The organism is Streptomyces sp. BHT-5-2, assembly GCF_019774615.1.
Taxonomy (GTDB): Bacteria; Actinomycetota; Actinomycetes; order Streptomycetales; family Streptomycetaceae; genus Streptomyces.
In genome coordinates, this window is record NZ_CP081497.1 from 1,172,473 (window position 1) to 1,199,444 (window position 26,972).

Below are 26,972 nucleotides of genomic sequence, written 5' to 3' on the forward strand. Positions count from 1 at the left end.
GGGGCCAGGCACACACCAACGGGCAGGGCCGCCGTAGACGGAGTGGCTGCCGTTCGTGGCAGTTGATGGCCGGTGACGTGGTGCGGCCGTGGTCCCATCACCCCTCCCTGCAGGGCTGTTCGAGCCGCCTCTCCGGCGCCACCGCGGCCGGGCCCGCGTACATCGGTGTCATGAGGACGCAGAGGAAGACCGTGAAGACCGCACCGCATCGCGCACCGATCGACCACAGCGGCATGGGCTGTCTGCCCCACCTGCTCAGGCAGCAGGTCGAGGCACGGCCCGACGCCGTCGCAGTGGTCTGCGACGACCGCAGTCTGACGTACCGCGAACTCGATGAGGCGGCGCGCGGACTGGCGGCGTACCTCCGCCAGGTCGGTGCGGATGTGGAGCAGAGCGTCGGGCTGTTCGTCGAACCGTCCCTGGAGCTGATGACCGGGGTGTGGGGCATCCTGTACGCCGGAGCCGCGTATCTGCCGCTGTCGCCGGAGTACCCGGAGAGCCGGCTGCGCTACATGATCGACGACAGTCGCACCCGCGTCATCGTCACCCAGCCCCACCTGGCAGCCCGCCTGGCCGAGCTGGCCCCGACAGGCACCCGGATCGTCACCCCGGCCGACGTACTGGGCAACCGCCGCACCACGATCGCCCCGGTGGCGGTGCGGCCGGACTCGCTGGCGTACGTCATCTACACCTCCGGCAGCACCGGCAGGCCGAAGGGCGTGATGATCGAGCACCGCAGCATCGCCTCCCAGATGCGGTGGATGTACCAGTACGGCCACCTGGGCCAGGACGTCACCGTGCTGCAGAAGACACCGATGAGTTTCGACGCGGCGCAGTGGGAGATCCTGGCCCCCGCCGTCGGCGGTCGCGTGGTGATGGGGACACCGGGCATCCACCGGGATCCGCAGGCCCTGGTCGCCGCGGTGGTGCGGCACCAGGTGACCGCGCTGCAGTGCGTGCCGACGCTGCTGCAAGCGCTCCTGGACTCCGAGGAGTTCGGCCGGTGCACCTCGCTGCGACGGGTGTTCTCCGGAGGCGAGGCACTGTCGTGGCGGCTCGCCCGTGCGCTGGCCGCGGAGCTTCCGTGGGTCTCGCTGGTCAACCTGTACGGACCGACGGAGGCCACCATCAACGCCACCGCCTGCCTGGTGGACCCGCACGCGGCCGGTGCCGGTACGGGCAGTGTGTCCATCGGGGCGCCGGTCGGCGACACCGAGTGCTTCATCCTCGACGCCAACCTGGCGCCGGTGGGCATCGAGGAGACCGGCGAGTTGTACATCGGCGGCATCCAACTGGCACGCGGGTACCTCAACCAACCCGAACAGACCCGGGAGCGCTTCATCCCCTCGCCGTTCAGCCGAACCGAGCGCCTCTACCGCACCGGCGACCTGGCGTACTGGAACCGCGACGGCACCATCCAGTTCGCCGGCCGGGCCGACAACCAGGTCAAACTGCGCGGCTGCCGGGTCGAGCTCGACGAGGTCGCGCTGGCCATCGAGGAGCACATCTGGGTCAGACGCGCGGCCGTGGTCGTCACCGACAACCAGCGCACCGGCTCGCCGAACCTGATTGCCTGCGTCGAGCTGAACCCCAAGGAAGCGGCGCTGATGGACCAGGGCAACCACGGCGCCCACCACCAGTCCAAGGCAAGCCGGCTCCAGGTCAGGGCGCAGTTGTCCAACCCGGGACTGCGCCGCCGCGAGCAGCTGGCCGGTCGACCCGTGGTCGAGTTGCCCGGCAGACAGGAGACACCCCGGCAGCGCCGGGAGGTCTTCGCCCGCAAGACCTACCGGTTCTACGACGGCGGACCGGTCACCCGCGACGCCGTACTGGCCCTGCTCGCCGAACGCCCGGTGGGCGGCCCCTGCCGCGGACTGGACGAGCTGACCTTCGCGGAACTGGGCGAAGTGCTGCGGTGGTTCGGTGCGTACCACAGCGACCAGCGGCTGCTGCCGAAGTACGCCTACGCCTCCCCGGGCGCCCTGTACGCCACGCAGCTGTACCTGGAAACCGGCGGTGGCGTGGCGGGACTTGCGCCCGGCGTGTACTACTACCACCCCGTCGACCACACTCTCGTACGGATCGGCCCCGCTTCCCGCCGACCCGGCGGCTACCTCTCGGTCCACCTCCTCGGTTGCAAGCGGGCCATGGAACCGGTGTACAAGAACAACATCCAGGAAGTGCTGGAGATCGAGGCCGGGCACATGGCCGCACTGTTCGAGGACGTGCTGCCGGAGTACGGGCTGACCATCCGTCCGCTGGCCCACGACGAGTCGGTCAAGGACCTCCTGGACGTCTCCGTCGAGGACTACTACCTGGGCACGTTCGCCATCGGCCCCGCCGGCGGGGGAGCCTGGCCGGACCCCACCGAGATCTATGTGCAGTCCCACCAGGGACGCGTCCAGGGCCTGCCCGCCGGCCAATACCGCCACGTCGACGGCGAGTTGGTGCACATCTCGGACGAACTCGTACTGCCCAAGCATGTCATCGCCATCAACCAGCAGGTCTACCGGCGCGCGAGCTTCGGCATCACCGCGGTCAGCCACGCCGACCGACCCTGGCTGGAGTACGTGGCCCTGGGCAGAAAACTCCACCACCTGCAACGCAACGGCGTGCGCCTGGGCATGATGTCCTCGGGATACAGCTCGAAGACGGGCCACCCCCTGCCCGCCGCCCAACGCATCGACGACATCCTGGCCGCCTGCGGCCTGCCCACCGGCCCCTCGTACTTCTTCCTCGGCGGCAAGGTCAGCGAGGAGCAGATCCGCGGCGAGGGCATGCGCGAGGACATCGTCCACATGAAGGGCCCGGCTGAGATCATCAAGGACGAGCTGCTCCGTATCCTGCCCGACTACATGGTCCCCGACCGGGTCCTGGTGCTCGACCGGCTGCCCCTGACGGCGAACGGCAAGGTCGACGTCAAGGCACTCACCGCCTCCGACCACGTCCGTTCGGCGGACCGCGCCACCCCCTACCTCGCTCCCGCGACCAGGCACGAGAAGTGGCTCGCCGAGGCGTGGGGCAGGGCCCTGAAGTACGACCAGGTCTCGGCCGAGGACGACTTCTTCGCCTGTGGCGGCGACTCGCTGACCGCCGTCGAGCTGGTCCTGACGATCAACCGCGAGTTCGGCACGCGGCTGCCGCTCCAGGTCGTCTTCGAGCACCCGAAGCTGGCCGACCTCGCCGCCCGCATCGCCGACTGCACCGTCCGGCCCTCCTCCCGCCTGGTGCCGCTGCACGACACGGGCCTCGGCCGACCGGTCTTCTGCTGGCCCGGGCTGGGCGGCTACCCGATGAACCTGCGCCTGCTGGCACGCCAGGCAGGCATGGGACGGCCCTTCCACGGGATCCAGGCACACGGGATCAACCCGGGCGAGGAGCCCTACCCGACCATCCGGGAGATGGCCGCCGCCGACCTCGCCGAGATCCGGCGGGTGCAGACCGAGGGGCCGTACACCCTGTGGGGCTACTCCTTCGGGGCCCGGGTCGCCTTCGAGGCCGCCTGGCAGCTGGAGCAGGCCGGCCAACCGGTGGACAACCTACTGCTGTTGTGCCCGGGCAACCCGAAGGTCCACCATGCCAACGCCGACCGTCACGGGCACCGGGCGTCCTATACCAACCCGGCCTATCTGACGATCCTGTTCTCCGTCTTCACCGGCTCCATCACCGGGCCCGACCTCGACGAATGTTCGGCGGCGGTCCGCGACGAGAGCAGCTTCGTCGCCTTCATCCACCATCTGCTCCCCGCACTGGACGAACAGCTGATCCGCCGGATCACCCGGATCGTCGCGCTGACCTACGAGTTCCAGTACAACGTCCGCGAACTCGCAGCCCGGCAGCTCCATGCGCCGGTCACCCTCTTCAGGGCCACCGGTGACGACTCCTCGTTCGTCGACACCTGGTCCGGCTACTCCGCCACACCCCCGACCGCGATCGATCTCGACACCGACCACTACAGCGCCCTGCGGGACACCGGCGTCGCCGAACTCGCCGCGGCCATTCAGGCCAGGCTGAACGGCTGAGCTGCGGCCCACCGCCCGATGCCTGGACTCAGGCGCCGGTCAGCGCCACGGCGGACCGCTTCAGGGCACGCAGCAGCCAGTCGACATGGTCGGACTCCAGAATCGCCGGCGGGGTCAGCCGGATCACCGTGCTGGCGTTGAGCGTGTACGAGGTCAGCACCCGCTCGCGGAGCATATGGGTCAGGAACAGCCCGGTCAGCGCCTCGGACGCGAACTCGATCCCGATGAGCAGCCCGCGTCCACGGACCTCCACGACGAGCTGCGGACCGGCGGCGGCGAGCGCATCGGAAATCTGCGGCAGCAGCCGGCCGCCGAGCTCTCTGGCCCGTTCCACCAGGTGATCCCGCCGCAGCACGTCGATCGTGGTGGCCGCGGCCACGGCCGCGAGCGGATTGCCACCGTAGGTCGAGGAGTGGAACAGCGGGTCCTGGTTGAGCACCTCGTAGACCTCGGGCGTGGCCAGTGTCGCGGCGACCGGAACGACCCCGCCGCTGAGCACCTTCCCCGTCGTCAGCAGATCCGGGCGCACCCCCTCCTCGGCACAGCCCCACCAGGCACCGAGGCGGCCGAGCCCCGACTGGATCTCGTCCATCGCGAGCAGGGCGCGGAACTCGTCGCACAGCTCGCGCACCTGCCCGAGATAGCCCTCGGGGGGGATGCGCACCCCGCCCTCGGCCTGCACCGGCTCCAGCAGCACACAGGCCCGTGTCGGGTTGTCGCGCAAGGTGGCCTTGAGGGCGTCGACGTCACCGAACGGGACGAACTCCACATCCGGCAGCAGCGGTTCGAGACCGGTCCGGTAGCGGTCGTTGCCGGTCGCGCTGAGCGCACCCAGGGTCTTCCCGTGGAAGCCGCCCCGGGCGGCGATCAGCCGGCGGCAGCCGTTCGCCCGGGCGAGCTTCATCGTCAACTCCACCGCCTCCGTACCGGAGTTGGCGAAAAAGGCGTACTGCAGACCGGTGGGTGCCACCGAGATCAGGGCCCGTGCCGCGGACGGCAGGTTCGGCTCGATCAGGGCGCGCGTCGCCAGCGGATGCCGACCCAACTGCCCCGCGACGGCGTCGACGACGTCCGGGTGGCGGTGACCCAGGAGGAACACCCCGTACCCGCCGCAGTCGAGATAGGGGCTGTCCTCCTCGTCGTACACCAGGGCGCCTTCGGAGCGCACCTCCAACGGCAGGCCGAGCAGCGAGGCGATGCGGGAGTGGCCGCGGTTGACGTGCTCGCGGAGGTGGTCCAACGCGACCGCTCGCGCCCGGCCGGTACCCGCCGGAGTCACCGCACCGCTCCCGAGGTGTCGCGGGCATGCATCCCGTTCGCCTTCGCCCACCTCAGCAGGGAGACGCGCAGTGTCTCTCTCTGGTCGGGGAGTTTCGCCACATCACTGGGGAACGGGTGCCGTACGGACAAGTAGGGGGTCAACTGCTCGGCCAGGGCCTGGATCAACCTCCGGGCCTCCTCCGGCAGGGACTTGAGGAACACCGGCACGATCAGCCGCTCGTACATCTCCTCCTCGACGAAGCGGGTGGCCGGAAAGGGACGCCCCAGTTCCTCCGCTGCGGCATGGATCTCGCTGGTCATCTCGTCGATCCGCAGGGCGCGAGATCCGGCCGTCAGCCACAGCTCCGTCCGGTCGGACTCCGCTTCGAGGAGGCCGGCGATGTACTCCGCCACGACGTCCTGAGGCACGAAGTCGACCAGCCGGGTGGGATCCAGCGGGATGATGGGCAGGTGGCCGCCCATCAGCGCGCCGCACACTTTGTGGAACCCCTGATGCCTGGCGATATGGCCGGTAAGGGAGTCGCCGACGATGATCGAGGGCCGGACGACGACCGCCGACAGGCCACTGGCGCGCACCAGCTCCTCGGCCTGCGCCTTGGTCCTGGCGTAGGCCGGTGCGGAGGATTCACCGTCGGCGCCCAGCGCGGAGAACGCGGTACTGACGTACACCAGTCGCGCCTCGGCCTCCCGGGCGAGTTCGATGATCCGCTGGGTGCCCGCGACATTGGTTTCGGCCAGCGCGGGCGCGGCGCCGAAACTGGTGTCGGCCGCGGCGTGCACGATCACATCGATCTCCGTGCAGACCTCCTTGAATTCGCTACGGGACAGTCCCAGGCAGGGCAGTCTGATGTCTCCGCGCACGGTCTTCACCCTCGGCGCGCTCAGCGCGGTCTCGTGGAGGAGGCAGGTGACGTGGTGCGCGCCGAGGCGCGGCAGCAGAGCACTGCCCACGACTCCGGTCGCGCCGGTGAGCAGCACATTCAGTGGTCGGCCCCCGACTTCGGTCTGCCGCATGGGTGTTGTGTCCTTCCATCGGGAATTCTCCGCGGGAGAACGGGCCGGCGGCGCCGGCCCGGGGCGCTGGGAAGAAGAGATACCCACGGTTCACCTCCTCCCGTCGGGGCGGCCGGAGAACTGTCGGACGTAGCGCACCGTTACTTCAGGAACCGAGGAACATGCTATGGAGGTGTCGGAGCGGCCACCACCGGAGACACCATCAGGCCGGCCCGCTTCCAGAATGCGTTCACCCCGCGCACCACCCGTATCCGGCAGCGGCGCCATTCCCCGTACCTCGTGCCGCGCTCGTTGCGGCCTTCCCCGGATGGCGGAAGGTCGCAGCTCCCGGCAGGCGTGCGCGCCGCACCGGGACCTAGCATGACGGTACGCAGTGCCTGGCGTTGTCGGGCTGCCGAACATCACGCCTTCCCTCCACCCACGGCTCGGAACAATTGGGGGCGCAGTGCACGAGGTCCGCGTTGCTCTTCACATTCCCGGTGAACAGCCGAGGAAGGTATTCGACTCGCTCTCGGATTTCGCCAGCTTTCCCCGGCATTCCGATGTGGTGCACTCCGTATCCCTGGAGGACGGCCCGGACCGCGACCGGATCTCCACCTGGGAGGTCGACTTCGCCGGCGGAATCCTCAAGTGGCGGGAACGGGACCGCCTGGACGAGCAGCGGCTGAGGATCGACTTCGAACTCATCGACGGCGACCTGCTCGCCCTGGCCGGTGACTGGTCGATCGCGCCGCACCCGGAGGGGAGCGCGCTCCGTTTCGGCGCCCGTTTCGACCTCGGGGTGCCCGGAATGGCGGACCTCCTGGAGCCCGTCGCCGGCCGGGCCATGACGGACACCGTGACCAAGATGATGCACGGGGTCTTCGGCCCGACCGCAGAGGTCACCGAGTGCCAGGACCTGGCCGTCGCGCCATTGGAGGGTGGCGGTGGCCAGCCCTGAAGGCACGGTGCCGGCCTCCCGGGCCACCTGGCGGGTCGAGGTGGTCGACAGCGTCTCCGAGATCCCGCCGGAAGTGTGGCGGGGACTCGCACCGCCCGACGACCCCATCTACGAGTACGCGTTCTTCCAGGCCATGGAACGGACCGGAATCGGCCCGGACGCCTATCGATACCTCGTGCTCAGAAAAGGGCAGCAGATCAGGGCCGTCCTGCCGACCTGCGTCTATCGCGCGCTGTCGCTGGAAGACATTCTGGGAAACGAGGGCCGGCGAGCACTGCGGCCGCTGCACCGCATCATGGGCAGACCGCTGCGGATGAGACTCCTGATGTGCGGACACCTCCTGGGAGAAGGGAGAGTCCTGCACACGGACGGACTCGATGAATCCGCTCCGCACCTCCTGATCGAAGCGCTGCGTAAACTCTCCGCTTCGGCGGGCACTCGGTGGACCGTTTTCAAGGACTTTCCGCAGGCTGACCTGGAGTGGTTGGACCCGGCACTGCGAAGAGCCGGATACTTCCGAGCCCCCGCGATGCCCGACGCCCATGTCTCCCTGCACGCCACGACGTTCGAGGAATTCGTCTCCGGTCTGTCCAGGAACAACCGGAGTACCGCCCGACGCAATCTGGCGAGGTTCTCCGAGCACGACGACGTGACCATCGAGGTGCGCGAGCGTTTCGACGACCTCGTACCGGCCATGATGCCGCTCTACGCGGCGGTGCTCGACCATGCGGAGAGCCGGCTGGACGTGTGGACACCGGAATTCCTGTCCCTGCTCTCCACCGACCCCAGGATTTCGGCCAAGGCGGTCACCTGCTGGCAGCAGGGCCGTCTGGTGGCGTTCCTGGTCTGCCTGTTCGGGGAGAAGCACGCGGTGGCCATGCGGATCGGCATCGACTACGGCTGCTCGCGGGACCTACGGCTCTACCAGGTCACCTACTACCGCGGCATCGACGAGGCGATTCGGATGGGAATGGCCGACATCAACCTCACCCAGACCGCCTATGACGGGAAGCGCAAGATGGGGTGCCACCTCGTCCCGTTCGAGCATGCCGTGACGCACCGCAACCCAGTGTGCAGGGCGATCCTCAGGCGCTTCTTCCCGATGGCGCTCAACCGGTCCGGAAACCGTGGGCAGGACGGAGCCCGCGGGTAGGACGGATCGAGTGGGCGGGACGGGGCCGAGGCGGCAACGCCCGTATGGCTCGTGCCGCCCCCACGTACTTGCCCTCCGCAAGAGATCGCCAATAATTCCGCCTGGACGGTCCGGCCCCCACGCCGGACGCCTGGGGCATGAAACGCACGATATGAGCGACGACTCGTGTATGAAGTGCCCGCTGCGCGCGGCGCCCGCGTCATGCGCCGGCCGAACGGGAGGAGAGTGCACGTGGAGCTGGAGCTTCGGCACCTGAGAGTGCTGTGCGCGATCGCCGATGCCGGCAGCGTGGGCCGGGCCGCGTCCGAACTGGGCTACTCACAGCCGGCGATGAGCACCCAACTCCGCCGCATAGAGCGGCATTTCGGTACACCGCTCTTCGAACGGACCATGTCGGGCGTCGAGTTGACCCCGTACGGTGCGGAGGTGCTGGCGCAGGCCCGCGACGTGCTGGCCCGTGCGGATGCGATAGGGCGCCGTCCGGCCGGCAGCGGTGCCGCGCCACTGCGTCCGCTCCGTCTGGCGGCGACCAACTCCCCGGTGCTCTCCGGCATGGTCGTCCGACTGCGGAGCCGGCTGCCCGACGTCGCGCTCACGGTCAGCAGCGTCTACCCGTCCTCGGAGATCGTCCAACTCCTGGAGGACGGAGCGGTGGACGCGGCGATCGCCGCCGACTACCCCGGGCTGGAGCTGCGGCACTCGGCCGCGGTGTCGCATCGGGGCATCGTCACCGAGCCGTCCTTCGTCGCCCTGCCGGCCCGGCACCGGCTCCGGCACAGTATGGAGGTGGGGCTGGCGGATCTGGCCGACAGTGCCTGGTTCGTGACGCCGGACGACGGGGCCGGCTGGCCGGGAGTGTTCTATGCGGCCTGCGAGTCGGCCGGCTTCACCCCGGCGGCGGTCCATGAATTCCTCGGTGACCAGCTCCAGTTGCAGAGCATGATCGCCGAGGGCCTGGGGGTGGCGGTCGTCCAGGCGACCCTCCGGCCGATCTCCGGTGTCGTCGTCAAACCGCTGATCGGCACGCCGTTGTGGTGCCGCTACGTACTGGCCTGGCGGCGGGGGAGCGTCGCCGACGAGATCGCGGACACCCTCGTCGGCGCGGCCTCCTCGGCGTACCGCGCGCTCATCGCCCAGTCGCCCCATCTGCGGACCTGGGCCACGCGGACCTGGAACGTGGCCAGGCCGTAGGGGCGGCGCGGGCCGGTCGTCGGGGCCGCACGGGGCTGCCGCCGGCCGACGCGGCCGAGTTCGTCCGTGGGCGATGTTATGGCAGGCCAGCCCCATGTGCTATGTCACACCTCATTGTCGGCGGCGGGAGGCCCCTGAGAAGGTGCCGATCACGCCTCAACCTCCCGAGGCGCATCTGTCCACAAAGGAGCAGGGATGCGCTATCGCTTCACCTGGCCCAGATGTGTGGTCGGCGGCCTGGCCGCCTTCGCGACGATCGCCAGTCTCGTGGCGACGCCTGCGCTGGCCACACCCTCACCGGCGGACGCCCCCACGTCCACGGCCGGGCCCCATGCCACAACTCACCTGGCACCGCCGCCGACCGGCCCGCTCACCGGGGCGAACGAACGGCCGGCGGTGCAGGGCCGCCCGCTCAGTCCCGCCCGACTCCGCCCGCTCAGCGCGAAGAATCCCCCCACTTCTTCGACTGCGGCGGCGGAGCACAAGGGCAACAAGCACCCCGCCCCGGCATCCTGCGCCCCGGGCGACTTCGGCGGCCGGACCGGCGCCGATCTGGTCACGGCCGTCAAGGCCGCGTCCATGGACTGCATCAACACCCTCTTCTCGGTCACCGGCAAGGACGCGCACGACGTGTTCCGCGAGGAGCAGATGGTCACCATAGCCAACGCCTTCAAGGACGGGGCGGCGTCGTATCCCGGCGACGACTCCACAAAGGTGTGGCAGCTGGTGCTCTTCCTGCGGGCCGGCTACTACGTGCAGTCCAACCACCCCTCCGACGTCGGCCAATACGGCAAGGACCTGGCCACCGCGACCGAAGGCGGCCTGGACGCCTTCTTCGCCAACGCCCACTCCAAGGACGTCTCCGCGGGCAACGGCGACGTCCTCGGCGAGGTCCTCGTCCTCTCCGACAGCGCCAACGAGCAGGGCCGCTACCTGAACGTCTACAAGCAGGTACTGACCGGCTACAACAGCTCCTACGACGCCATCCCCAGCATGCTGGCCGCCGTCAACGACGTCTACACCCCGCTCTGGCGCGGCAACTGGAACGACGACTACGTCAAGGCGGTCACGGCCGACCCGAGCATCATCGACACGCTGGACTCGTTCGCCCGGGACCACCTGGAACTGCTCGGCACCGACAAGTCCTACCTGGACTCCAACGCCGGTATGAACGTGGGCCGTTACGTCGAGCACCAGCCGCTCCAGGACAAGGTCCGTCCGCTCATGAAGGGCCTGTTGGACGCCTCGAAGATCACCGGACCGACCGCGCCCCTGTGGGTCACGGTCGCCTCCCAGGCCGACTCCTACGACAAGGGCAACTGCTCGTTCTACGGAGTGTGCAACCTGGCCGACCAGCTCACCAAGGCGGCACTGCCGGTCACCCACTCCTGCGACAAGACGCACTCCATCAGGGCACAGGCACTGAACGCGGCCGACCTCGACGCCGCCTGCAGCAGCCTCCTGGCCCAGGACCCGTTCTTCCACGAACTCGTGCAGGACAACGGGCCGATACCCGGCCAGTACGAGTCGACCATCCAGATCGTCGTGTTCGGCAGCCGCGAGGACTACCAGACCTACGCCGGGGCGATCTACGGCGTCGACACCAACAACGGCGGCATCACGCTGGTCGGGGACCCGACCAAACCCGACAACCAGCCGATGTCCATCGAGTACCAGAAGAGCCCCGACGACGGCTTCCCGGCCGGGATCTGGAACCTCAACCACGAGTACACCCACTACCTCGACGCCCGCGACGACATGAAGGGCGACTTCAACCAGCAGACCACGGTCCCGGACGTCTGGTGGATCGAGGGACTGGCCGAGTACGTCTCCTACAGCTACCGCAAGGTCACCGACACCGAGGCAGTCACCGAAGCGGGCAAGCACACCTACAAGTTGAGCACGCTCTTCCAGAGCACCTACGCCAACAGCGACGTGACCCGCACCTACCCCTGGGGCTACCTCGCGGTCCGCTACATGTTCGAGAAGCACCCCCAGGACATCGCGAACATGCTGGGGCACTTCAGGACCGGCGACTACGCGGGCGGCTACGCCGTCTACAACAACGACATCGGCAGCCGCTACGACGACGACTTCGACACCTGGCTCACGGCCTGCGCCGCCGGCGCCTGCAAGGCCCAGCAGTCACGGTGACCGCGTCGCACCGAGCGGTACCGAGCACCTGACGCGAGGCTCCTGGCCCGGCCCGCTCGGCGCAGGCCGGGCGGGATCGCCGGGAGCCTCGCATCTGCCGGAGCCAGGACCGCTCCGCGCGGCCGGTGGCGCGGGCGATGGTGAGCATGCCGCGGCGGTACGGGTCGTCGGTCTGTTCGACGCGCACCGGGCGGTCGCCGTCGCAGAAGAAGCTCGCCGGCTGCGCCAGGAAGTCCGGTCGCCGGCGCAGCACCGCGCGTCGATCGGCGGTGTCGGGAACGTGGGAGAGAAAGGCCAGGACCGTGAAGTACCGGGTGCTGTCGCTGATGTCCAGGCCGTCGGCGTCCCGCAAACCGACCGGCCGGGCGTGACCGGACAAGACCGCAATGCGGTGGCGCAGTTGGTGGCCGTGCAGCGGACCTTCGGCGAGGAATCCCAGGATCGCGAGTTCGAGCATGCACCCCGCTCGACACCGTGCTGCGCGACCTCGGCCGCGACGCGGTCATCGTCACCGGAACGCTCACCAACTACTGCTGCGGCACCATGGCCCGCCAGGCATACGAACGCGGCTGCCAGGTCGTCTTCGGATCGGACGTCACGGCCACCGACGACGAATCCCGGCAGGAACCGGAACTCGCCGTCCTGCGCAAGGGTTTCGCCCTGGTACTGACGGCCGAGGAGATCGCGAAGCGGCTGGCCGCAGCCGGCTCCGTGTCGGAGCGCGGTCCGGCGCCGCGGTACGACTGAACAACTCCGCCAGGTCGACGACGGGCGCAGACAGGATGGCTATGCGCGGCCGGTCACCACGATGTTGCCGTCCGGTGTGCGCCGCGCGAGCGCACCGGTGCGGAAGTAGCCGTCGGCGGTGAAAGAGCGTGCGTTGTGGTCGGGGGCCCGGTAGTAGCCCCGCACGGTGTACGGGCCGCGGCCGAGGAGTTCGCCGGGCTCTCCGTCGGGCACGTCCTCGCCGTCGATGCCGACGATGCGGATCTCGTCGTCGGGCGAGAGCGGGCGGCCCTGCGTGGTGAGCACGGTCTCGTCCGGATCGGTCGGCCGGGTGAGAGTGAGCAGCCCCTCGGCCGTACCGAAGACCTGCTGGAGGCGACAGCCCAGTTCGGGCCCCACGCGTTCGGCGGTCGGCAGGTCCAGGGGTGCGCCGCCGATCTGCACCAGGCGCAGGCTGCTCAAGTCGGCCTGACTCGTGGGGAGTAGGTCGAGCCAGCGTCGGGCGGTGGCGGATTCGACCGATGTGAGGGTGACCCGCTCCCGTTCGATGGTTGCAAGGCATGCGCTCGTGGTGGGTTCCTGGTCGTCGGCCAGGACGACGGCGCCGCCGACGGAGAGGGTGCCGACGATGCCCGGGCCGCCGAAGGCGAAGTTGAACGCGGCGGGCTGCGCGGCGAGATACACGTCGTGCTCGGTGAGCGACACCAGCTCGGCGGCGGCCCGTGCCTGGTAGGCATAGTCGTTGTGGGTGCGCGGAACAAGTCTGGGCGCCGTGCCCGTATCACCGGAGAGCAGGAAGAACGCCACCTGGTCGGCGCTCTGCGCACGCGCCCGCTCCGGCGGGGCGTCGATCGACCCCAACGGGAAGTAGTGGCAGCCCGACGGGTCGGTCGAGAGGCCGCCGCCGAACGGGGACGCGCCGCCGCCAGGATTCGCGAGGGTGAACACCCGGCGCAGGAAGGGCCCTTGGGCGGCGATGTCTGCGGCCATCGCCCTGTGGTCGAAGCCCTGGTACGTCGAGGGCCCGACATAGCCGACGGCCTCGGTGACCCGCACGACGTGGGACACCTCGGCCGCGCGGTGCGTGACCGGGCAGAGCACGGGGACCGCGCCGACACGCATCAGCGCGAACACGCTGAGGACGCATTCCGGAACGTTCGGCAGTTGGACGACGACCCGTTGACCGGGGCGGAGGCCGCGCAGCCGGAATCCGGCGGCCATGCGGTCCACCCGTCGGTTCAGGTTCGCGTAGGTGAGGCGGGTGTCCCCGTGGACGAGTGCGGTCCGTGGCCCGTACTCCAGGGCCCAGCCGCGCAGCAGGTTGTCCAGCGTGTTGCCGCGCCAGTGCCCGACCGCCCAGTAGCGGTCGACGAACACCTCGGGCCAGGGCGTGCAGCCTTCGAGCATGGTGGTCATTCGCTTCCTTCCACCGCCTTGAATCGGAAGTCTGAGGGGACTCGGAGAGGAGTCGGAGGGGAGTGCAACGGAATCCGACGGGAGTCCCGTGGCAGTCCCACGGCGGCCCCACGGCAGTCCAACCTTCCGACGCCCCATAGGCAATGCGCTTTCCCGACCATGGATGCCGAGTCCCCTCGGTGGAAGGTCCAATGACCGGTTCGAGGACCGTCGCTGACCGGCAGGAACGGCCGGGGCTCAACCCGGTCAGCGCACCGGCGGCGGGATTTCATCGGCATTACATCGCTGCGCGAAAGACTCCCGTCCGCCGCTTCGGGTCCTCGGGTGCGCCTGTCCAGGGTTCGGTGCACGGGACTGGGGCACAGGGGACTTGGCTGTGCCGGTCCCGGCGGCGAAAACCGAACGGACTAAAGCGAGTTGACCCGTGAGTGAGATGTCGAAGCCGGACCCCCGAGAGGGTTTCGGCGCGAGCCGCCCCACCCAGCCCCTCCGGCAGGGAGCGCAGGGCCGGGAACCCGCGGCCCAGGTCCCCGAGCCGGCCCAGGCCCCCGCCCAGGCCCAGGCTCCGGCCCAGGCAGTGCCGCCCATGCCGGGTCAGGCACCGCCTCCGGTGCCGGGCCGGTCGCCGGGGGTGCCCTCGGCCTGGTCGCAGCCCGGCCCGTCGACGCCGGCGTACAACGGCGCCCCGGGCGCGGGACGGATGCCCGGCAGCGCCCGGCCCTGGCTGATCGGCGGCGGCGCCGCGCTGGCCGTGGCCGCGGTCGTCGGGGTGGTCGTCGCCGTGACGGGGGGTGGGGGCGCGAGCGACGCGTCGGGGAAGCCGCCGGCCGCCTCGGCGCCCGAGGCGGGACCGGGCGCGTCCGAGGGGAAGACGTACACCAAGGTCCCCGAGGGTTGCCAGCTGATCAAGGCGGCCACCGTCGCCCGCATCGCGCCCGGCACCGAGTGCAAGCCGTCGCAGTTCGACAACGCCACCATGCCCGCGATGATCACCAGGATGCCGGGCTGGAGGGCGCCCTTCGGCTCGGGCGGCGCGTATCTGGACCTGAGGGTGAACCTCTCGGTCAGCCCGGGCGCGAAGGGTCTGTACGACATGCACAAGAAGACCGCGCTCCACGCCCTGGGCAAGATGCGCAAGATCACCGACTCCCGGCCGCTCAGCGGCCTCGGCGACGAGGCGCACGTCGTCCACGGCGTCGACAACGAACCGATGCGGCTGGCCGAGGCCACGGTGATCGTCCGCTCGGGCAACGCCGAGTACACCGTCGGCTACACCTATGACACCGGCCGCTCCGGCATGAACCAGCAGCAGGCCGAGGACGCCGCCGTCGCCGCCGCCCACGACGTGCTCGGCTCCCTCGGCTGACCCCGCCGCCACACAGTGAACGCACACCGACAGGGCCGCAGCAGCGACGCGACGCTGCGGCAGACCCCTTCGCGCACCACCCCTCCGCACACCATCCTCCCGCAGCCGCACGGCCCGGGCCCGCAGCAGCGGGGTCCGGGCCGGATCGGCCCCTACGAGGTCTTCCAACTCCTCGGCGAGGGCGGCATGGGGCAGGTCCACCTGGCCAGATCACCCGGGTCGCGCCTGGTCGCGTTGAAGGTCATCCGACCGGAATACGCCGAGTTGCCGGCCTTCCGCGGGCGCTTTCGGCGCGAGGCCGACGCCGCCCGCAGGGTCAGCGGCTTCTTCACCCCGCCGGTGCTCGACGCGGACGCCGACGCGCCCCAACCCTGGCTGGCCACCGCCTACATCCCCGCACCGTCCCTGCACGACGTCGTACGCCGCTTCGGTGTGCTGCCGGAGCCGGCCCTGCGGGCACTGGGCACGGGCCTCGCGGAGGCGCTGCTCGCCATCCATGCGGCCGGCGTCGTCCATCGCGACCTCAAGCCGGGCAATGTGCTCGTCGCCGACGACGGGCCCCGCGTCATCGACTTCGGCATCAGCCGGGCCGTGGACGCCACCCAGCTGACCCGGACGGGCACGGTGATGGGAACGCCCGGCTTCATGGCCCCCGAACAGCTCGTCTCCAGCCACGAGGCCGGTCCGGCGGCCGATGTCTTCTCCCTCGGCTGCCTGCTCGCCTTCGCGGCCTCCGGGCAGGGGCCGTTCGGCGCCGGGACTCCCACCGAGGTCCTCTACCGGGTCGTGCACGCCCCGCCGGAGTTGACCGACGTACCCGAGGCGCTGCGCTCCCTGGTGACGGCCTGCCTGGAGAAGCATCCCGCCCGCCGGCCGCCTGCCACGGAAGTGCTGTCCGCGCTGGGGCCCGCCGACCCCTCCGCCCTGCTCACACCGGGCCTGCGGGAGGACCTCGCCACGCGCCAGGCGCACGCCGCCGTCCTGATGGCCGCGCCTCCGCTGCCCGACACCCCGCTGGAGACCGTGGCCCCGAGCGCGCCGAGCCGCCGCCGTTTCCTGTGGCTCGCCGTGGCCGGCGGAAGCGCCGCGGCGGCCGCAGGCGCTGCCGTCCTGGCCGGATGGCGGACGGCGCCCGACCGCGCCCCGGGCCGCGCCACGGGCGCCACGATCCGGCCCAATGCCAAGGTCCCCGCGGGCCCGGCACCCCAGTGGTCGCGCCCACTGCGGAAGTTGCAGAACGGACAGTTGCGGCTGCTCGGCGACACCCTCGTGCGCTGGGACCAGACCACGGCGATCGGCTACGACACCGTCACCGGAGAGGAACGCTGGACGGCCGCGCCCCGCCTGCCCTCCGGCACCAGCGGCCGGCCCGAATGGCTCGGCGTCCAGGGCTCGACGCTCTACGCCACGGCCTGGGGCGACCGCGGCCATCTGCTCGGCCTGGACGGCAACGGCGCAGTGAAGTTCAGCCACGCGGTGACCGGGCCGGAGGCGGGCAGTACCTTCCCCGCCCACATCCACGACGTCTTCTGCACCACCGGTTCGGTCGCCCTCCTGGGCACCAGCAGCGACAACGGCTACGGCGTGTACGCCGTGGACCTCGTCACGGGGAAGGCGCTGTGGTCCCGCAAGGCGGCCGGCAGCGACTTCCGGGCCCACTCCGACGGGCGCCGCTGCTTCCTGCTCGACGCAGGCACCCTCCACGGCCTGGACCTGCGGACCGGCACGGCGCGTTGGACGGTCGAGGACATCGCCAGGCCCGGCGACTATCCGCACCTGGCCACCGACGGCAACGCCCTGCTCGTCACCAGCACCAAGGTGCAGGCGTTCGGCGCGGCCGACGGCCGCAGACTGTGGACCGCCGTCGACGAGCCGACCACCCTCGACCCCACCACCGTCCTGGGCACCACGGCCTACGTCGTGGACGGCCAGGGCACCCTCTTCGCCCTCGACACCCGCACCGGCAAGCAGCTGTGGCACACCGCCGGCCCACTGTCCCTGGCCCCCGCCGGCGCCACCGATCCAGGCCCCGCCGTCTCCTCGTCCCTGCTGGCATACCCGCTGTTCAGCGCCGTCACCCCGGGCTTCCTCGTCCTGCGCGCCACCGACGGCAAGGTCCTCTGGGCACACCAGGACTCCGGCGCCGCAACCACGAACAAGACCACTGCCTGGCGGGTGCAGGCCACCGGCACCACCCTCTACGCCGCATCCGACACCACCCTCTACGCCTTCCGGAGCACCCCCCGATGACGACGCCGACCACGCGGCCCGCCGCCGCCCCACACATCGGGCCGTACCGGCTGATCCGGGAACTGGGCGCCGGCGGCATGGGCCGCGTCTACCTGGCCGCATCCCGCAGTGGCCGCGCCGTCGCCCTCAAGGTCGTCCGCCCCGAGCTGAGCGCCGACCCCGATTTCCGGCGGCGTTTCAAGGCCGAGGTGGACGCGGCCCGCGCCGTCGGCGGCGCCTTCACCGCACCCGTCGTCGACGCCGACGCCGACGGGCCGCAGCCCTGGCTGGCCACCGCCTACATCCCCGGCCCCGCACTGGACGAGGCCATCGAGGCACACGGACCGATGCCCGAGGCCACCCTGCGCGTGCTCGGCGCGGGCCTGGCCGAGGCACTGGCCGCCATCCACTGTGCGGGGCTGATCCACCGCGACCTGAAGCCGTCCAACATCCTGCTCACCTTCGACGGGCCCCGCGTCATCGACTTCGGCATCAGCCGGGCCGTCGACGGCACCGCACTCACCGCGCAGGGCCAGATCATCGGATCGCCCGGCTTCATGTCGCCCGAGCAGTCCACCGGGGGTCAACTCACCCCGGCCGGCGATGTGTTCGCCCTGGGCGCCGTACTCGCCTATGCCGCCACCGGCAACCCGCCCTTCGGCACCGGCGCGATCCACGCACTGCTCTACCGCGCCACCCACGAGCCACCCGAACTGGACGGCGTCCCGCACGGCCTGCTCGGCACCGTCGCCGCCTGCCTGGACAAGGACCCGGCCAGGCGCCCCACCATCGCCCAGCTGCAACAGTGGCTGCGCCCGCCCCACACCACAGGCTGGCTGGGCGCCGTCGAGCTCCAGGTGGCCGAGTCCGAACGCACCTTCCACCACGAGGTGCGCACCGCCCTGCCCGGCCGACGCCGGATACTGGCCGGCGGCGCGGTGCTCGCCGCGGCCGCCGCCACCACAGGCACCCTCCTGCTGCTCCGCTCGCGCGGCGAGGACCCGCCCGCCACCCCCGAACTCGCCTGGACCGCCGACCTCCCACAGCCCGACATGGGGCTGATGGCGATGGCCCCGTCCGCGCTGCTGTGTGCCGGCAAGACCTCGGGAGCCTGCTTCGACCGCACCACAGGCAAGCTCCTGTGGAAGGACCTCAGCGGCCAGAACACCGCCGCCCTCGCCGACGACCAACGTGTCTACACCGTACGCACCGACGGAAAGGTCCACGCCGTCGACGTCCGGTCCGGAAGGGCACTGTGGGCCGCGTCCCCGACCGGAACGGGCGCGCCCCACCTGGAGTTCGCCAACGGCTCACTGATGGTGACCATGGACAACACCGGGCGCTTCCACTGCCTGGACGCGTCGACCGGGCGGCTGCGCTGGCAGTCCCCGCTCACCGGCGGACTGGCGGCCGTGGGCACCACCCGGGCCGACCAGTTGATCGTCTGGGGCCGCGCCGCGACGACCTCCACCACCGCCACCCTCAACGGATACACCGCCCTGGCCCCGGACACCGGAGCCCGCCTGTGGTCCAGGGACCTCGTCGCCCTCTACCCGCCGTCCGTGGGCAAGGTGCTCTACGCCCTCGACGGCGGGATGAACCTCCTCGTCCTCAACCCCGCCGACGGCCGCACGCTCCGGCACCAACCCACCCGACTACCGCCCACCAACAGCCAGTTCCTGATGTACGAAGGGTCCCTGAGGCTCCACGACGACATCCTGTTCTGTTACCCGGGCACCGGCGCCAACGGCGCTACCAGCGGGTTGCTCGCGGCCTTCGCCCCCGCGACGGGACGCAGCCTGTGGAGCGTGCGGACCGCTGCCCGGGGGAACCGGGGCTACGACCGTTCCGGCGCGACCGTCTGCTATCTCGACAAGGCCCTGCATGCCGTCGACGCCCACACCGGGGCGGCCCGTTGGACGGCCGGCGCCGGCCTCGGCACCCTGCAGTTCCTGGGTGCGGCGGGCGATCTCTTCCTCGCCGCAGGGCCGAAGGGCCTCTACGGCTTCCACGCCGACACGGGCCGGCAGGTCTGGCACTATCCGGTCACCGGCGGCTCCGGCTCCTGGTCGCCCTTCCCCGCCGAAGGCCGCTTCTTCGCCAGCTCGTCCGGCAGGCTCTTCTGCTTCTCGGTACCCGGCTCCTCGGTATCCGGCGCGTAGCAGCCACCGGGCAGGCGGCCACGCCAACCGCCCGGGCACGATACGTGATCAATCGGCTACCAGCAGTCCGAAGAAGGTAAGGGGAATTGCGTACCTTTTCCTGAATTTTCACAAAAATCCTTGTTTGGTCTGCTGGGGCGACGTAGTGTCGACTACGCCGCAGCCAGGCGTTCCAGCCGGGCGAACCTCCAACGGCGAACCTCGCGAACGCACTGAATCGCCACCGGAAGACGATCCGGGAAGGCTGCGGCGAGGCTCGATCACAGGAGGCGAAGATGACCTTCAAGGTGTTCTTCCCCCGCAACCGCAAGACCAGCGGCTGGGACTGCGACGACTGGGGATACGGGTGCCGCGGCGACGGCTACGGCTACTGGCGCCGTGGGGGATGGCGTGGTGGTTACGGCGGCATCGTCGTGATCGTCCGTTGACGACCCGGCCCGTCGGTGCCGTACTCGGCCGACACTGAGTACCACGTCGACGACGACCGCCTGATCAGGCGGCTCACAGCGTGCCCGGCGTGCGCCGGAAGAAGCGGCGCACGCCGGGCGTCGGCACGTTCACGGAGAGAAGGGCGCCCGCGGAGCGTCGAGGCTCCCCCCGGCGTGGGCGCCCGCCGCCACGTCAGAAGCCGGCGGCGAAATCCTGGGTCCACCAAGGCCCGTTGGGGGAGAGGTTGACCCCCACTCCGGTGGATTTGTAGGAGCAGTTGAGGATGTTGGCCCGGTGGCCGGGGCTCTTCATCCAGCCGTCCACCGCCGTGGCAGGGTCCTGCGGACTCTTGAAGATGTTCTCGCCCCAGCTCTGCCAGTGGAACCCCGCGTTGGTCATCCGCGTGCCCGGGTCGACACCCTCCGGGGTCTCGTGGGCGTAGTAGTTGCGGGCGGCCATGTCGTCGGAGTGCCCCTGGGCCGCGGCCTGCACATGGGGATCGACGGTGAGTGGCGCACAACCATGCTGGGCCCGCTGGGCGTTGACCAGATCGACCACCTTCCGGGCGAACTCCGCGGCGGTGCCGGTCGCGGCCCCGGACCGGCCGGGAACGGGGGCTCGGCCGGCCCCGGATGCCACGCGCGGCGCACTGGGCACGGTCTGCTGGGCCGCGTGCGAGTGCTCCGCGGAGCTGCTTGTGGGGGACGGAGTATGCCCGTCGTCCTGCTGCCGGGAGGCCGAGGGAGTGGGCGACGGCTTGTGGCGGCGCGGCGAGTGCCAGGTACTGCTCGGCGACGGCGGGAGGGAGGCGAGCGTGGCGGGCCGCCTCGGCGTGGCCAGCTCGGCCGCCAGCTCCTGTTCGGCCCCGGACCCGGGACGTATCAGGACCAGGCAGGTCCCGCCCACCGCGAGGACGGCCGCCATCGCCGGCACCGCCACCTTCACACCGGAGCGGGCGGCGTCGGCACGGTGGCTCCCCCCTTTCCCTCCCGGCCGGCGCCCGGGACGCGACGCGGCATGACGCCGATGCACGGTGGGTCCGTCGGCCCGCCGTCCGCCGCCGATCGTCGACTCCTCATACGATGCGGGCTCAAATCCCTCGTTGCGCTCCATGATTCCGCTCCGCTCCGTTCCGTTCCGTTCAGATTCGTTTCCAGCTGGCGACCCCGGTCGTGGCGCGGTGCGCTCCGTGCCGTTGGCCGTCACTGGGGGAGACCTTCGAAGCGGACCCGGACAACAGAAAGTCGACGGCTTTTTCCACGTAACTTTTCTGTTGTCGCCGGGCGCCGGACGGGTCTCCTGAGCGCGGGGGCGATGAACGTGTACGCGAAAGAACAGGACCGAACAGGCGTGAAGTGGGAAAACGGTACGGCGACCGTCGAGGCGGCCAGGGCGGGGGACGACGATGCCCGGGAGCAACTGGTCTCCGCGTACCTGCCCCTGATCTACAACGTCGTCGGCCGGGCGCTGGACGGCCATGCGGACGTCGACGACGTGGTCCAGGAGACCATGGTGCGCGCCCTGGAGTCGTTGGCGGAACTGCGGGAGCCCGCGGCGTTCCGATCCTGGCTGATCGCGATTGCCATGAACCAGGTACGGCGGCGTTGGGCCACCGCGCACAAGGCCCCCACGATCGGCCTGGACCAGACAGCCGAACGGCCCGACCGCGCCGCCGACTTCGTCGACCTCACGATCCTGCGACTGGGACTGTCCGGCCAACGTCGTGAGGTGGCCGAGGCCACCCGCTGGCTGGACGAAGGCGACCGGTCACTGCTGTCGCTGTGGTGGCTGGAGGCCGCCGGCGAGATCAACCGGCCGGAACTCGCCACCGCCATCGGCTGCGGGACTCGTCACACCGCGGTCCGCGTCCAGCGGATGAAGCAGCAGTTGGAGACCGGACGCGTCGTCGTCCGCGCCCTCGCGGGGAACCCGCCCTGCCCCCAACTCACCGAGCTGACCGCCGCCTGGGACCACACCCCCGCGCCCCTGTGGCGCAAACGCATAGCCAGGCACGCGCGCGACTGCACCACCTGCTCCGAGCACTGGAACGACCTGCTGCCCGCCGAGGGCCTACTGGCCGGCCTCGCCATGCTCCCGCTCCCCGCACACCTCACGCTCCCCCACACCCCGGCCGCGGCAGCCTCGGCCATTCCCACGACAGCACCACCCACCAGCGCAACGACGCCGACCACGTCAACGACGCCGACCACATCTGCGAAGCCGACCACCCCTACGGCGCCGAGCACCTCAACGGCACCGACCGCGCCGCAGCCAACCCCCCGCCCACACCGGGCGGCCGTCAAGAAAACAGTCGTCGTCGGAGCTGCGGCCCTCACGCTGGCCGCCGTCGCCGCCCTGTGGTGGCACCCGCGCACGACCCGCGACGACGACCACCCCGCGCCCAGAGCAACGCCCACGGCGGAACAGTCCGCGATCACCACCACCGCCACACCTCAGCCCACTCCCACACCTACCCCCACCCCATCGCACACCGTCGTCACCACCCCGACACCCCCGATGACCTCCGCCCCGCCCACCCCCACCGCCTCCGCCACCCCACCCGACCTGGAACAACAGGCCACCGCCCTGGTCAACGACAAGCGTGCCCAAGCCGGCTGCGGCCCGCTCCACATCGACCCGCGACTGCACCTCGCGGCCCAACGTCACTCCGACGACATGGCGGCGCGCAACTACTTCGACCACATCACACCCGAGGGCGTCGGCCCCGACGCGCGGATCACCGCCGCCGGATACCGGTGGAGCAGTTGGGGCGAGAACCTCGACCGGGGCTCGGACAGCGCCACGACGGTCGTGGGGGACTGGATGGGCGACGCCATGCACCGCGACAACCTGCTCGACTGCAGATTCACCGCGGTCGGCATCGGCGTCGCACACGGCCCCGGCGGCCCCTGGTGGACCCAGGACCTCGCCGCACCACGCTGAATTCGGTACCCGAAGGCGGCGTCTATGACCGGGATTTGATCGGCGGGTAGTCGAGCCAAGGGTCCTGGAGGAACTGGTTGCGATGGGATGCGTGGTCCCGGGCGCTGATCCGGAAGTACAGTGCGCGTCGCGTCTGCTCGGATGCGTGGTTGCCTCCGACGTTGTGGCCGAGGAGGTAGTGCGCGAGCAGCAGGTCGCCGGCCCGTCCCCTGATCTGCTCGGGCTCGGGCAGGTCGATCGGTGGGTATGCGCAGAACATCTCGGGACCGTGGTCGCGGAAGTACGCGGCGTGGGTGAGATGCGTGCCCGGCCAGACCCAGAGGTTGCCGGAGTTCTCCGCGAGCTGGTCGGAAAGCAGGACACCGGCCAGCAGCGTGAACGTGTTACGGACCGGCCCGCCGGTCGGCTCGGGGTCGGCGGCGTCGATGTGGGGGAGGCCGGGACGGTGTGAGTGCGGCGGGATGTTCAGCGCCACCTGGACCTGCCAGGGGACGTCGAGCGTCCCGGCCCCGGCCAACTCCTCGGCGAGACCAAAAGCGGGGCTTTCGGTCAATGGCGCCAACAGCGCCGGATGCTCCTTGGCCGGCAGGAAGTAGAAGTGGGCGCCGCGCTTGTCGGCGGCGGGCGGATCGGCGGCGATGACCTCGTCGATCCGCTGGGCCGCCCGACCCAGTACGTCGTCCTTCACCACCTGCGGAACCAGGACGAAGCCCCGCTCGATGAACTCGTTGACCTGACTGACGCTCAGCACGCTCGCGACGATAGAGGGGCGGCGCCCGCGGAGGCGAAGGGTTTTCCCGCGAAGGATTCTCCCCGTCTGCGGACCCGTCCGTGGAGGAGAGCCACCGGCGGCTCGCGCGCCGAACGGGCCCTCCTGTCGGCTCCAACGGGCCCGCCCACCGACTCTACGGATTCGTCCTGCGCTCCAGGAACTCCAGCCGGTTGCCCAGCTTGTCGGACGCGTAGAAGCGGTGGAACCCGGGGAAGTTGTCGTCCCAGGTGACCTCCACGCCGTGGTCTTCCAGGCGCCTGGCGAGGGTGTGCAGCGAGGTGGACCAGCGAGGTACCAATCCGGTACCTTGCCCGTATGCCATCGCTGAATGTGACGTTCACCGACGACGAGATGCAGGAGGTCCGCGCAGCCGCCGCGGCCGAAGGCAAGTCCCTCAAGCAGTATCTTCACGACTTGCCGTTGCGCGAGAGGTACCGCCTGCAGTTCGTCCGCCACGCCGTCAGCTGGGGCGAGGACCACCGCGCGGAGTTCGACGACGCCTTCCCCGACGAGGTGCCGCCGGCCGCCCGGCGCGGCGAGGGCCGCGCCGCCTGATGCCCCTGCATATCGACGTCGCCTGGCTCCTCGACGTTCAGGAGCAGGCCGTCCCCGAGGACGTCTCGGTGGCCGACTATTCCGCCCTGGTCGCCGCCGTCGCCCGTCACAAGACCCGCATTCCCCGTGCCAGCGTGGTCGAGCCCGATGCCGCCTGGCGGGCGGCGTCGTTACTGGACACGCTGGTGCGGTTGCAGCCGCTGCCGCACCGCAACGCGCTCTACGCCTGCCAGGTCGCCGTGGCCTACATGCACGCCGCCGGCGAGGGCATCGACCCGCCCTACGGCGCCCTGGTCGACCTCGTCCGTGAAATCCAGGCAGGCAAGACCACCGTCTACCAAACAGCCGGTCGCCTCCGCGCCTGGCGCATCTGATGGCCCGGCCCAACCGACCGGGACACTGATTGATCGCGGTTCGTGAAGGGTGCGTTCATGGAGTGAATCTTGGTCGGCGCGGTGCCTGCGGGTTGACTGTGGGTCGGGCGGAAGAGCCGCCCACAGCAGGCAACGACTGACGGGAGCACCTCATGAACAGCACTGAGCCCAAGGACGTGGTGCGGCGCTACTTCGACGCGCTGGCGGCCGGCGACCAGGACGTGATCTGGGAGTCCTGGGACGCGGACGGCAGCTGCTGGTACGGCGGTGACCTGCCGATCTCCGGTACCTGGCAGGGCCGGGAACAGGTGATCAACGGTTTTCTGGCGACCGCTTTCGCTCACCTGGACCCGGAGCGGGAGGTCGGCGTGCGCGTGACCAATGTCTTCGGGGAGGGCGAGCAGGTGTTCGTCGAGTGGGACTCCTGGGCGACCGGCAGGACCGGCCGGCCGTACCAGCAGAAGAACAGCGCCGTCTTCACCGTCCGCGACGGGCGGATCGTCACCATGCGCGAGTACGCCGACACTCAGCACTGGGAGCGCGCGCTGGTGGCCGACCCTTCCTGACGGCGGCCGGGGGACTGCGGTTTCCAGATCGCCCCTTCGTCGGGCCTCAGCACGGGGGAGCCGGCGCTGGTGGAGGCCCCCGGGGCGGTGGTCAGGTGCCGCGCCCAGCGGCGGTCTCCCAGAACCCGGTCGATGGGGATCGCACGGTCGGTCAGGTTCAGGGTGATGAGGAGAGGCTCGGAGCCGGAGCCGGATGCGAAGGCGGTTTCCGGGGGTGCGGAGCGGGTGTAGGCCAGTACCTCCGCGGGGCCGTCGAGGAATTCGACGGTGCCGGTGCCGGCGCCGAGTGCCGGGTGGTTGCGGCGCAGGGCCAGCAGGGCGCGGGTGAGGGAGAGGAGGGATCGGGGGTCGACTTCCTGGGCTGCCGCGGTGCCTCCGGGGGGAAGCGTCAGGGGGAGCCAGGGTCGGGTGCCCGGTGTGGTGAACCCGGCGTTCGGGCCGTCGTGCCATGGCATGGGGGAGCGGGCGGGATCGCGGCTGAGGCCGGGGTTGCGCAGTCCCCAGGGATCCCGGATGTCCGCAGGGGCGATGTCGGCGTTCGGCAGGCCGAGTTCGTCGCCGTTGTAGAGGACGGCCGTCCCGGGCAGGGTGAGCAGCAGCATCATGGCGTTGGGGGCCTGCGCCGCGCCGACGCGTGCGGCCACCCTCGGGTCGTCGTGACTGCCCATGACCCAGGTCGGCACCGCGGCGTGCGGGAGGGCACGGAGGACTGCCTGGACGAGTTCCCGCACGGCACCCGGCCGCCAAGGTGTCTGGAGCAGGCCGAAGTTGAGGGGAAGGTGGATTTCGTCGAGGTCGCGGCCGAAGTAGCGGCTCCAGGCGGACCAGTCGTATTCGTGGATCTCCCCCAGGGAGATGCGTTCGCCCGGTGTATCGCCGTAGGAGTCGAGCAGCGTGCGGAAGTCGCGGTAGATTCCGTGGATATCGGGGTGGCCCTGGTCGTTGAGGTGTTGCTGACTGTCGTAGTCGCCCATGGGGCGGTGATGGGCCAGGGTTCCCGCGGCGGCCGGGGGATTGTCGCGCAGTTCGGGGTCCTTGGCCAAGAGCGGGGCGCAGTCCACGCGGAATCCGTCGACGCCCCGGTCGAGCCAGAAACGCGCCACGTCGAACATGGCGTTCCGGACGTCCGGGTTTCGCCAATTGAGGTCGGGCATGGACGGCAGGAACGAGTGCAGGTAGTACTGGCCGCTTTCGGGTTCCCGGGTCCAGGCGGATTCGCCGAACAGGGTGATCCAGTTGTTGGGCGGTCCGCCGCCCGGTGCCGGATCCCGCCAGGTGTACCAGTCGCGCCGGTGGCTTCCTGGTCCTTTTCTCGATTCCTGGAACCAGGGGTGTTCAGCGGCGGTGTGGTTGGGCACGTAGTCGATCAGTACGCGCAGGCCATGGCCGTGTGCGGTGTCGATGAGCTCGTCGAAGTCCGCCGCTTTTCCGAAGAGGGGGTCGACGGCGGTGTGGTCCCGGATGTCGTAGCCGAAATCCTCCATGGGGGAGGAGAAGAACGGTGAGAGCCACAGTGCGTCGACTCCGAGCGAGGAGAGATAGGGGATCCGGCGGCTGATGCCGCTCAGGTCCCCGACGCCGTCGCCATTGGTGTCCAGGAAACTCCGCGGATAGACGTGGTAGATCACGGCGCCGTTCCACCAGGAACGCTGCCTCATCGGCGGGTGGCCCCTTCCGCG

At 70.4% G+C, this 26,972-nt stretch carries 21 protein-coding genes and 1 pseudogene; 14 read left to right on the plus strand and 8 right to left on the minus strand.

Annotation, left to right across the window (positions count from 1 at the left end):
* The first annotated feature begins 170 nt into the window (after window positions 1-170).
* On the plus strand, window positions 171-4,022 hold the full coding sequence (locus K2224_RS33100) for an amino acid adenylation domain-containing protein (RefSeq protein WP_399020773.1): 3,852 nt from the start codon (window positions 171-173) through the stop codon (window positions 4,020-4,022).
* Window positions 4,023-4,050: 28 nt separating this feature from the next.
* On the opposite strand, the gene K2224_RS33105 is transcribed toward K2224_RS33100, so the two are convergent.
* Both K2224_RS33105 and K2224_RS33110 read right to left on the minus strand, forming a co-directional pair.
* Complete coding sequence (locus K2224_RS33105) at window positions 4,051-5,301, minus strand: aspartate aminotransferase family protein (protein WP_221910848.1); 1,251 nt, start codon at window positions 5,299-5,301, stop codon at window positions 4,051-4,053.
* Complete coding sequence (locus K2224_RS33110; protein WP_221910849.1) at window positions 5,298-6,317, minus strand: SDR family oxidoreductase; 1,020 nt, start codon at window positions 6,315-6,317, stop codon at window positions 5,298-5,300. The genes K2224_RS33105 and K2224_RS33110 overlap by 4 nt, the downstream gene beginning before the upstream one ends.
* Before the next feature lie 445 nt (window positions 6,318-6,762).
* Here K2224_RS33110 and K2224_RS33115 point away from each other — a divergent pair, with 445 nt between their 5' ends.
* The 4 genes from K2224_RS33115 (at window position 6,763) to K2224_RS33130 (ending at window position 11,755) form a co-directional block, all read left to right on the plus strand.
* The gene (locus K2224_RS33115; RefSeq protein ID WP_221910850.1) at window positions 6,763-7,257 is read left to right on the plus strand and encodes a type II toxin-antitoxin system RatA family toxin; all 495 of its coding nucleotides are present in this window, start codon (window positions 6,763-6,765) and stop codon (window positions 7,255-7,257) included.
* Complete coding sequence (locus tag K2224_RS33120; RefSeq protein WP_221910851.1) at window positions 7,244-8,410, plus strand: GNAT family N-acetyltransferase; 1,167 nt, start codon at window positions 7,244-7,246, stop codon at window positions 8,408-8,410. Before K2224_RS33115 ends, K2224_RS33120 begins: the two co-directional genes overlap by 14 nt.
* Window positions 8,411-8,641: 231 nt before the next feature.
* Window positions 8,642-9,601: a LysR family transcriptional regulator gene (locus K2224_RS33125; RefSeq protein ID WP_221910852.1), complete on the plus strand. Its 960-nt coding sequence runs from the start codon at window positions 8,642-8,644 to the stop codon at window positions 9,599-9,601.
* Between the two features lie 195 nt (window positions 9,602-9,796).
* A complete protein-coding gene (locus K2224_RS33130; RefSeq protein WP_221910853.1) occupies window positions 9,797-11,755 on the plus strand; it encodes a collagenase in 1,959 nt (652 codons plus the stop codon).
* Here K2224_RS33130 and K2224_RS33135 read toward each other — a convergent pair.
* The gene (locus K2224_RS33135; RefSeq protein ID WP_399020781.1) at window positions 11,709-12,212 is read right to left on the minus strand and encodes a PadR family transcriptional regulator; all 504 of its coding nucleotides are present in this window, start codon (window positions 12,210-12,212) and stop codon (window positions 11,709-11,711) included. The genes K2224_RS33130 and K2224_RS33135 overlap by 47 nt on opposite strands.
* Before the next feature lie 17 nt (window positions 12,213-12,229).
* Between K2224_RS33135 and K2224_RS33140 the strand changes: the two genes are divergently transcribed.
* The gene (locus K2224_RS33140; RefSeq protein ID WP_260693628.1) at window positions 12,230-12,502 is read left to right on the plus strand and encodes an isochorismatase family protein; all 273 of its coding nucleotides are present in this window, start codon (window positions 12,230-12,232) and stop codon (window positions 12,500-12,502) included.
* 39 nt (window positions 12,503-12,541) lie between these two features.
* Here K2224_RS33140 and K2224_RS33145 read toward each other — a convergent pair whose 3' ends face one another.
* A complete protein-coding gene (locus tag K2224_RS33145) occupies window positions 12,542-13,897 on the minus strand; it encodes a (2,3-dihydroxybenzoyl)adenylate synthase (RefSeq protein ID WP_260693629.1) in 1,356 nt (451 codons plus the stop codon).
* A gap of 424 nt (window positions 13,898-14,321) precedes the next feature.
* Here K2224_RS33145 and K2224_RS33150 point away from each other — a divergent pair, with 424 nt between their 5' ends.
* The 4 genes from K2224_RS33150 to K2224_RS33165 all read left to right on the plus strand — a co-directional run bounded on the left by K2224_RS33150 (window position 14,322) and on the right by K2224_RS33165 (window position 20,082).
* On the plus strand, window positions 14,322-15,263 hold the full coding sequence (locus K2224_RS33150) for a hypothetical protein (protein WP_260693630.1): 942 nt from the start codon (window positions 14,322-14,324) through the stop codon (window positions 15,261-15,263).
* A gap of 15 nt (window positions 15,264-15,278) precedes the next feature.
* On the plus strand, window positions 15,279-17,513 hold the full coding sequence (locus tag K2224_RS33155; protein WP_221910854.1) for a protein kinase domain-containing protein: 2,235 nt from the start codon (window positions 15,279-15,281) through the stop codon (window positions 17,511-17,513).
* Window positions 17,510-19,654 carry a protein kinase domain-containing protein gene (locus tag K2224_RS33160; protein WP_221910855.1) on the plus strand — a complete coding sequence of 715 codons (2,145 nt, stop codon included), beginning with the start codon at window positions 17,510-17,512 and terminating at the stop codon, window positions 19,652-19,654. Before K2224_RS33155 ends, K2224_RS33160 begins: the two co-directional genes overlap by 4 nt.
* Before the next feature lie 275 nt (window positions 19,655-19,929).
* Complete coding sequence (locus tag K2224_RS33165; RefSeq protein ID WP_221910856.1) at window positions 19,930-20,082, plus strand: hypothetical protein; 153 nt, start codon at window positions 19,930-19,932, stop codon at window positions 20,080-20,082.
* A 193-nt stretch (window positions 20,083-20,275) separates the two neighbouring features.
* Here the strand turns inward: K2224_RS33165 and K2224_RS41005 are convergent, their stop codons facing one another.
* A complete protein-coding gene (locus K2224_RS41005) occupies window positions 20,276-21,007 on the minus strand; it encodes a CAP domain-containing protein (protein ID WP_260693631.1) in 732 nt (243 codons plus the stop codon).
* Window positions 21,008-21,433: 426 nt separating this feature from the next.
* Between K2224_RS41005 and K2224_RS33175 the strand changes: the two genes are divergently transcribed.
* A complete protein-coding gene (locus K2224_RS33175; RefSeq protein WP_221910857.1) occupies window positions 21,434-23,026 on the plus strand; it encodes a sigma-70 family RNA polymerase sigma factor in 1,593 nt (530 codons plus the stop codon).
* Window positions 23,027-23,048: 22 nt separating this feature from the next.
* On the opposite strand, the gene K2224_RS33180 is transcribed toward K2224_RS33175, so the two are convergent.
* Together K2224_RS33180 and K2224_RS33185 are read right to left on the minus strand one after the other, a co-directional pair.
* Window positions 23,049-23,777 (minus strand): phytanoyl-CoA dioxygenase family protein, encoded by a 729-nt coding sequence (locus K2224_RS33180; protein ID WP_221910858.1) that lies wholly within the window; start codon window positions 23,775-23,777, stop codon window positions 23,049-23,051.
* A 154-nt stretch (window positions 23,778-23,931) separates the two neighbouring features.
* A pseudogene (locus K2224_RS33185) lies at window positions 23,932-24,072 on the minus strand (glyoxalase); the annotation flags it as partial.
* 41 nt (window positions 24,073-24,113) lie between these two features.
* On the opposite strand from K2224_RS33185, the gene K2224_RS33190 reads away from it, so the two are divergent.
* The 3 genes from K2224_RS33190 (at window position 24,114) to K2224_RS33200 (ending at window position 25,293) form a co-directional block, all read left to right on the plus strand.
* Window positions 24,114-24,353 (plus strand): hypothetical protein, encoded by a 240-nt coding sequence (locus tag K2224_RS33190; RefSeq protein WP_221910859.1) that lies wholly within the window; start codon window positions 24,114-24,116, stop codon window positions 24,351-24,353.
* Window positions 24,353-24,727 carry a toxin Doc gene (locus tag K2224_RS33195; RefSeq protein ID WP_221910860.1) on the plus strand — a complete coding sequence of 125 codons (375 nt, stop codon included), beginning with the start codon at window positions 24,353-24,355 and terminating at the stop codon, window positions 24,725-24,727. The genes K2224_RS33190 and K2224_RS33195 overlap by 1 nt, the downstream gene beginning before the upstream one ends.
* Before the next feature lie 152 nt (window positions 24,728-24,879).
* Window positions 24,880-25,293, plus strand: coding sequence for a nuclear transport factor 2 family protein (locus K2224_RS33200; RefSeq protein ID WP_221910861.1), 414 nt, complete (start codon window positions 24,880-24,882; stop codon window positions 25,291-25,293).
* On the opposite strand, the gene K2224_RS33205 is transcribed toward K2224_RS33200, so the two are convergent.
* Entirely contained in the window at window positions 25,254-26,951 is a 1,698-nt protein-coding gene (locus tag K2224_RS33205; RefSeq protein ID WP_221910862.1) for an alpha-amylase family glycosyl hydrolase, read from the minus strand. The two genes, K2224_RS33200 and K2224_RS33205, sit on opposite strands and share 40 nt — an antisense overlap.
* Window positions 26,952-26,972 lie beyond the last annotated feature (21 nt).